Annotated in this window: 7 protein-coding genes; 4 read left to right on the forward strand and 3 right to left on the reverse strand. The window is 71.6% G+C overall.

Translation table 11 applies throughout. From position 1 onward, the window contains the following. Positions 1 to 254 precede the first annotated feature (254 nt). Positions 255 to 707, forward strand: coding sequence for a phospholipase (locus GA0115233_RS39285; RefSeq protein ID WP_093725512.1), 453 nt, complete (start codon positions 255 to 257; stop codon positions 705 to 707). A gap of 27 nt (positions 708 to 734) precedes the next feature. On the opposite strand, the gene GA0115233_RS39290 is transcribed toward GA0115233_RS39285, so the two are convergent. Beyond that, positions 735 to 2,288 (reverse strand): FadD3 family acyl-CoA ligase, encoded by a 1,554-nt coding sequence (locus tag GA0115233_RS39290; RefSeq protein WP_093725514.1) that lies wholly within the window; start codon positions 2,286 to 2,288, stop codon positions 735 to 737. Between the two features lie 92 nt (positions 2,289 to 2,380). Here GA0115233_RS39290 and GA0115233_RS39295 point away from each other — a divergent pair, with 92 nt between their 5' ends. The 3 genes from GA0115233_RS39295 to GA0115233_RS39305 are packed head-to-tail and all read left to right on the forward strand — an operon-like array spanning position 2,381 to position 4,726. Beyond that, positions 2,381 to 3,529 (forward strand): lipid-transfer protein, encoded by a 1,149-nt coding sequence (locus tag GA0115233_RS39295; RefSeq protein ID WP_093725516.1) that lies wholly within the window; start codon positions 2,381 to 2,383, stop codon positions 3,527 to 3,529. A gap of 13 nt (positions 3,530 to 3,542) precedes the next feature. Beyond that, on the forward strand, positions 3,543 to 3,959 hold the full coding sequence (locus GA0115233_RS39300; protein WP_093725518.1) for a Zn-ribbon domain-containing OB-fold protein: 417 nt from the start codon (positions 3,543 to 3,545) through the stop codon (positions 3,957 to 3,959). Continuing rightward, positions 3,956 to 4,726, forward strand: a complete 771-nt coding sequence (locus tag GA0115233_RS39305) for an enoyl-CoA hydratase/isomerase family protein (RefSeq protein WP_093725520.1) — start codon at positions 3,956 to 3,958, stop codon at positions 4,724 to 4,726. The genes GA0115233_RS39300 and GA0115233_RS39305 overlap by 4 nt, the downstream gene beginning before the upstream one ends. Positions 4,727 to 4,732: 6 nt before the next feature. Here GA0115233_RS39305 and GA0115233_RS39310 read toward each other — a convergent pair whose 3' ends face one another. Next, on the reverse strand, positions 4,733 to 5,242 hold the full coding sequence (locus tag GA0115233_RS39310) for a hypothetical protein (RefSeq protein ID WP_093725522.1): 510 nt from the start codon (positions 5,240 to 5,242) through the stop codon (positions 4,733 to 4,735). A 162-nt stretch (positions 5,243 to 5,404) separates the two neighbouring features. Continuing rightward, the coding region (locus tag GA0115233_RS39315) for an outer membrane protein assembly factor BamB family protein (protein ID WP_176712107.1) at positions 5,405 to 6,700 on the reverse strand (1,296 nt) is incomplete at its 5' end.

Here is a 6,700-nt window from a genome sequence, read left to right on the forward strand (position 1 = left end):
GCTCAGTAGCGCCGTACAGGGACACCCACAGCCGTAACCCCACACCCACGGCCCGGAGTTACCCCCTCAGACCCGAGCTCGCGGCAGTTCCCCGGACCCATATCCCACCCTTCGTCCCCTGATGCGTCCTCATATTCGTTGATTCACGGAAAATTTGACGCCGACTACTTTCAACGCGCATAGACCTGGCCGCATCCTCATGTCATGTACCTGCCCGCCCGACAAGCGGGTGGGCAGCCTCATGGAGGTGTGGGATGCACCGCAGACTCGGTACCGCACTTGCAACCTCGACCCTGGCGCTCGTCACCGTCGCCGCCACCGCGGCCACGGCCGACGCCGCCCCCGCCGACAAGCCGCAGGTCCTGTCCAGTTGGACCCAGACCAGCGCGTCCAGCTACAACGCCTGGGCCGCGGCCCGCGCCAACCAGTCCGCCTGGTCCGCCTACGGGTTCGACTGGTCCACCGACTACTGCTCCTCCTCGCCCGACAACCCCTTCGGCTTCCCGTTCTCGATGTCGTGCGCCCGTCACGACTTCGGCTACCGGAACTACAAGGCCGCCGGCACCTTCAGCGCCAACAAGTCCCGCCTCGACAGCGCCTTCTACGAGGACCTCAAGCGCGTCTGCAACAACTACGGCGGCGCCACCAGGACCGCCTGCAACAGCACCGCCTGGACCTACTACCAGGCCGTTCGCGCCTTCGGGTGAGACAGGCGGAGCGCTACGGGGTACCGGTCACGCGCCGGTGCCCCTCAGCTCTCCCTTCAGCACCTTTCCGCTCGCGTTCCTCGGCAGTTCCGTCACGAACTCCACCGACCTCGGCACCTTGTAGTTCGCCATCTCGCGGCGGGACCAGGCCATCAGGTCGTCCGCCGTCAGCACCGCTCCGGGCCGCCGGACCACGTACGCCTTGCCGACCTCCCCGAGGCGAGCGTCCGGTACGCCGATCACCGCCGCCTCCGCCACGTCCGGGTGCAGGGTGAGGAGGTTCTCGATCTCCGCCGGGTAGGCGTTGAAGCCGCCGACGATGTACATGTCCTTCACCCGGTCCGTCACCCGCAGGTTGCCCGCGTCGTCCAGTACGCCCACATCCCCCGTGCGCAGCCAGCCGGCCGGGGTCAGGGCCTCGGCCGTGGCCCGGTCGTCCTCGTAGTAGCCCCGCATGACGTTGAAGCCTCGGACCAGTACTTCGCCGGGGGTGCCCAGGGGCGCCTCCACACGGATCTCCGTGCCCGGTATCGCCCGGCCCGACGTCGACGCGATCACCGACGGGTCGTCGCCGCGACGGCACATCGTCACTATGCCGGTCGCCTCGGACAGGCCGTAGGCCGTCAGGACCGTCTCCACGCCCAGTTCCGTGCGCAGGCGTTCCACCAGGCGGAGGGGGACCACCGCGGCGCCCGTCACCACCAGGCGGAGGGAGGAGAGGTCGAAGGCGCGGCGGGACGGGTGGTCCAGGATCGACTGGAGGAGGGTGGGCGGGCCGGGGAGGACCGTGATCGACTCCGCCGCCAGGTTCGCCAGGGCCGTGTCCACGTTGAACACCGGCTGCGGGATCATCGTCGCCCCGCGCATCAGGCACGCGATCACCCCGGCCTTGTAGCCGAAGGTGTGGAAGAAGGGGTTCACGATCAGATAGCGGTCGCCCCGGCGCAGGCCCGCCAGGTCCGACCAGATCTCGTAGGCGCGGAGGGTTTGGGCGTGGGTGATCAGCACGCCCTTCGGGCGGCCCGTCGTGCCGGAGGTGTAGACGATGTCCGACGGGGAGTGCGGGGGCACGTTCAGCGGTTCGGCGGTCAGGCCCTCCCCTGCCGCCAGGAAGTCCTTCCAGGTGCGGAAGTCCTCCGGCGCGTCGTCCGCCAGCACTACGACATCCCGCAGCGCGGGGAGTCCGGGACCCGCCGCCATCGCCCGGCGCAGCGAGGCGACGTAGGACGTGCCGAGGAAGGTGCCCGTCACGAAGAGGAGTTTCGCTCCGCTCCTGCGCAGGACGTCCGCCGCCTCCGTGCCCTTGAAGCGGGTGTTCACGGGGACCAGGACCGCCCCCGCCGACACCGCGCCCAGCGCGGCCACGATCCAGTCCAGGGTGTTCGGCGCCCAGAGGGCGACCCGGTCGCCGGGACGGACCCCGGCGGCGACGCAGGCCGCCGTGGAACGCTCGATCCGGGCGCCCAACTCGGCGTAGGAGATACGGGTCCGGCCCTCCACCACCGCCTCGGTGTCGGCGTACCGCTCGGCCGACCGGCGGACGAGTTCCGGAATGCTGCCCCACTCGACGTCACCGCGCACAACAGCCCCCAAGCCACTAGCTGACTGCCCGTCAGATTAGCTGTAACCTGACGGTCTGTCAGCAAAGGGCGGCAGACGGGAGGGGCTCCAGCATGGTCGGGATCAAGGACGCCACCGCCATCGTCGGGATCGGGCAGACGCCCTTCGCCAAGCACCTCCCGGAGGACGAACGCACCCTCGCCTGCCGTGCCGTGCTCGCCGCGCTGGACGATGCCGGGATCGCGCCCGGCGAGGTCGACGCGCTCGCCTCGTACACCATGGAGGACACCGACGAGGTGGAGCTGGCCAAGGCCGTCGGCCTCGGTGACCTCACCTTCTTCAGCAAGGTCGGCTACGGCGGCGGCGGTTCCTGCGCCACCGTCGCCCATCTCGCCGCTGCCATCGCGGCGGGGCAGGCGACCGTGGGCGTCGCCTGGCGGTCCCGCAAGCGCGGGTCGGGGCCCCGGCCGTGGACCAACACCCAGGTCCAGCTGCCGACTCCGGCGCAGTGGACCCGGCCCTTCGGGCTGCTGCGGCCCGTCGACGAGATAGCCATGCTCGCCCGCCGCCACATGCACGAGTACGGCACCACCCGTGATCATCTGTTCAATGTCGCCCTCGCCTGCCGCAACCGCGCCAACCAGAACCCGGCCGCCGTGATGTACGAACGGCCCCTGACCCGCGAGATGTACATGAACGCGCGGTGGATCAGCGAGCCTCTGTGTCTGTACGACAACTGCCTGGAGACCGATGGGGCGTTGGCATGTGTCGTGGTCAGTCGGGAGCGGGCCCGGGACTGCCGGCGGCCTCCTGTCTATGTGCACTCCGCCGCCCAGGGGCTGCCCGCCCAGCACCACGGCATGGTCAACTACTGGAACGACGACCCGCTCACGGGACCTGCGTGGACCGCCGCCCGGCACCTGTGGAAGCACGCCGATCTCACCCCGCAGGACGTCGACGTCGCCCAGATCTACGACGCCTTCACCCCGCTCGTCCCGCTGTCCCTGGAGGGGTACGGCTTCTGCGGGCGCGGCGAGGGCGGGGCGTTCACCGAGGGCGGGGCGCTGGAAATCGGCGGGCGGCTGCCGCTCAACACAGGCGGTGGCGGGCTGAGCGAGGCCTATGTGCACGGCTTCAACCTCATCACCGAGGGCGTCAAACAGCTCCGCGGCACCAGTACCGCCCAGGTGCCCGGCGCCGCCACCTGCCTCGTCACCGCGGGCGAGGGGGTTCCCACCTCCGCGCTGCTCCTACGGAACTGAGGAGTCGATCAGGATGCTCGCCCCCGTCACCGACACCGACGGCGCCCCCTTCTGGCAGTACGCGGCCCGCGGTGAACTGCGGGTCCAGTTCTGCGCCGAGTGCGCCGAACCCCGCTTCCCGCCCCGCCCCTGCTGCCCGCACTGCCAGTCCTTCGCGAGCGAGTGGCGCCCGGTCGGCGGACACGGGCGGATCTGGTCCTATGTCGTGCCCCATCCGCCGCTGCTGCCGGACTACGCGGCCTGTGCGCCGTACGTGGTGGTGGTCGTCGAGCTGGTCGATCTGCCCCGGATCCGGCTGGTGGGCAACCTCGTCGGGCGGGCCGGTGATCCGCTGGGGGCGTTCCCGCCCGACCGGGTGCGGATCGGGGAACGGGTGCGGGTCGTCTTCGACGGCGACGGGATGCCGCAGTGGGTTCTGGAGCGGGCGTGAGTCTCGACGTCAGGCGGGAGAAGGGGGTCGGTGTCGTCACGCTCGACCGGCCCGAGCGGCTCAATGCCCTGGACCTCGCAACGGTGCGTGAACTCGTCGAGGTCTGGCGGGAGTTCCGGTTCGACGACTCCGTACGCGCCGTCGTCCTCACCGGGGCCGGGCGGCGGGCGTTCTGCACCGGGATCGACCGGGACACGGTCGTACCGCAGCCCAACTCGCCCTTCTCGCTGGACGATCCGCTGCTGCGGGTGGGCCCCAAGTCCAACGATCTGTGGAAGCCGGTCGTCGCCGCCGTGCACGGCATGGCCTGCGGCGGGGCGTTCTATCTGCTCGCGGAGTGCGATTTCCTCGTCGCCGACCCGAGCGCCGAGTTCTTCGACCCGCACACCTCCTACGGCATGGTCTGCGCGTACGAGTCGATGCTGATGGCGACGCGGATGCCGGTCGGGGAGGTGGCGCGGATGATGCTCATGGGCACCGCCGAGCGGATCTCCGCCCGACGGGCCCATGAGGTGGGTCTGGTGTCCGAACTGACCGAGCCGGAGGGTGACCTGACCGCCGCCCTGCGGTGTGCCGAGGTCCTCGCCGGGTATCCGACCGAGGCCGTCCAGGGCACCGTACGGGCCCTGTGGGCGGCGCAGGAGGGGGTCCGCGAGCGGGCCTTCGCGCAGGCGCCGCAGCTCATCGCGCTGGGGAACCTGCCCGCCGGGCGGCAGGCGGAGCTGGTCGCCCGGCGGCGTACCGGCGGCCCTCCGCTGGTGCGGTGACCGGTGTCAGACGGTCGGCATCAGCTCGGCCTCGCAGAGGTCGACCTGCGCCGCGTGGGACGCGTCGGTGAGGTCGACCTGGACCTGGGCGGTCTCGCCGGCGGGGACGATCTCCTCGACCGTCTGCATGTCGACCACGGAGGACTGGGCGTCCTTGAAGTGGACGACGACCGTGACGGTGACCGGGTTGCCGTTCGGGTTGGTCAGGTCGACGACCGCGTACGGCTGCTCCGTGCTCGCGCAGCTCACCAGGTCGATCGTCACGTCCTGCGCGGTGCCCGCCGAGCCGGAGTCCGCGCCGGGGCCGGAGCCGCCCGAGCCGGACGTGTCGTTGTCGTCATCGTCGTCGTGCCGGTTCGACGAACTGTCGTGGTTCTGGCTGGAGCTGCTGCATCCGCCACCCGAGTCACCGTCACCGCTGCCGCCGTGGCCGCGGCCCGACGAGAAACCCGTCAGGGAGAGAACCACCAGTACCGCCACCGCTGTGAATTTGAGCTTGCGCCCCCGAAGATCCATAAGGGCCACCCTAGCCCGGGCCTGTCACGGCCATGTCACCACATGGCGACCGGGGCGTCCCCGGCGTAGCGTTCGCTGTGAGAGCGGTGTCAGGTCCGCTCCCGGCAGTGACGGCCGCCGCCCGGCCCCCCTTCCGTGCACCGGTACGACGGCCGTCCCGCCTCACGCGGTGCGCGCGGTGCCCGTGCCCTTCTCCGCGTCGAGCGCGTAGACACAGCGGTCCTTGCTGCACGCGTACACGACCCCGTCCCGGACGACCGGCGAGCCGGTGATCTCGCCGCCGGTGGCCAGCTTCCAGCGCAGCCGTCCGTCGTCGGCCTTGAGCGTGTACAGCAGGTGGTCGGTGGAGCCGAAGTGAATCCGGCCCTCCGCCACCGAGGGGGCGCCCACGATGTCGCCGCCCGCCTGGAAGCGCCACTTGGGCGTGCCGGTGACCGCGTCCAGCGTGTACAGGCCCTTGCCGCTGCCCACGTGCACATGGCCCGCGGCCACCAGCACCGGCTCGATGGAGGACCGGGCCTCGGTGGCGATCCGCCAGCGGTCGCGGCCGTCGGTGGCGTCCAGGGCGTAGACCGTGCCGAGGTAGTCGGCGAGGTAGACGCCGCCGCCGGTGACCGCCGGGCCGGGGACGAAGGTGGGCGGGCTGAGGAAGACCGCGGGGGCCTCGAAGTGCCAGCGGACCTGGCCGGTGGCCACGTCCAGGGCGATCACGCGGGTGCCTGCGGAGACGTAGACGTAGCCGTCGGGCGCCTGGGTGATGCGGACCGGCACTCCGCCGCAGGAGGCGGCGTCGCCGATCGGGTACGACCAGCGCTCGTCGCCGGTTCTGGCGTCCCGGGCGCGCAGCCGGGCGTCCTGCCAGACGTAGACGGTGCCCTCGTACAGTGCCGGGCCCGCCTCGGGGGACTCGAAGTCGCTCTGGGCACCGGAAAGCTCCCACAGCCGCTGCCCGGTGGACGCCTCCCACGCCTGTACGCCGCCGCCGCGGGTGCCGGTGACCACGGTGCCGCGCTCCGCCTTGAGGGAGTACACCCAGGCGTCCGTGGGCAGCCGCCACAGGTCGGCGCCCTCGCGGCTGTCCAGCGCGAACAGGGTGGGCCCGTCGGAGGCGTGGATACGGCCGTCCGCGACCGCCATCGACCAGGCGACGTCCCTGGTCTTGAAGCGGCGGCGGCCGGTGGCGACGTCGAGGGCGTGCACCTCGAAGGAGGTGACGTAGACCAGGTCACCGGCGACCGCCGGGGTGCCCCACACGTCGTTCGACATACGGAACCGCCAGGGGCGCCAGCCGCTGGGCGTCTCCGGGGGCACCGGCGGCGCGGCGGGCGCCACGGCCGGGTCGGCGCCGTTGACGCCGGGGCGGGGCTTGGACCAGGAGGCGACCAGGCCCGCCTCCGGCGGCGGTGCCTTCACCGCGGCGGCGCGGGCGTCGGCGACGCGCGGTCCGGGCCCGATGGG

This window comes from Streptomyces sp. DI166 (genome assembly GCF_900091315.1).
Lineage (GTDB): Bacteria > Actinomycetota > Actinomycetes > Streptomycetales > Streptomycetaceae > Streptomyces > Streptomyces fuscus.

Excerpts from the sequence above, each read along its gene's own strand:
- GA0115233_RS39285 (WP_093725512.1), top strand. The coding sequence starts at position 255 with ATGCACCGCAGACTCGGTACCGCACTTGCAACCTCGACCCTGGCGCTC.
- GA0115233_RS39295 (WP_093725516.1), top strand. The coding sequence starts at position 2,381 with ATGGTCGGGATCAAGGACGCCACCGCCATCGTCGGGATCGGGCAGACG.
- GA0115233_RS39300 (WP_093725518.1), top strand. The coding sequence starts at position 3,543 with ATGCTCGCCCCCGTCACCGACACCGACGGCGCCCCCTTCTGGCAGTAC.
- GA0115233_RS39310 (WP_093725522.1), bottom strand. The coding sequence starts at position 5,242 with ATGGATCTTCGGGGGCGCAAGCTCAAATTCACAGCGGTGGCGGTACTG.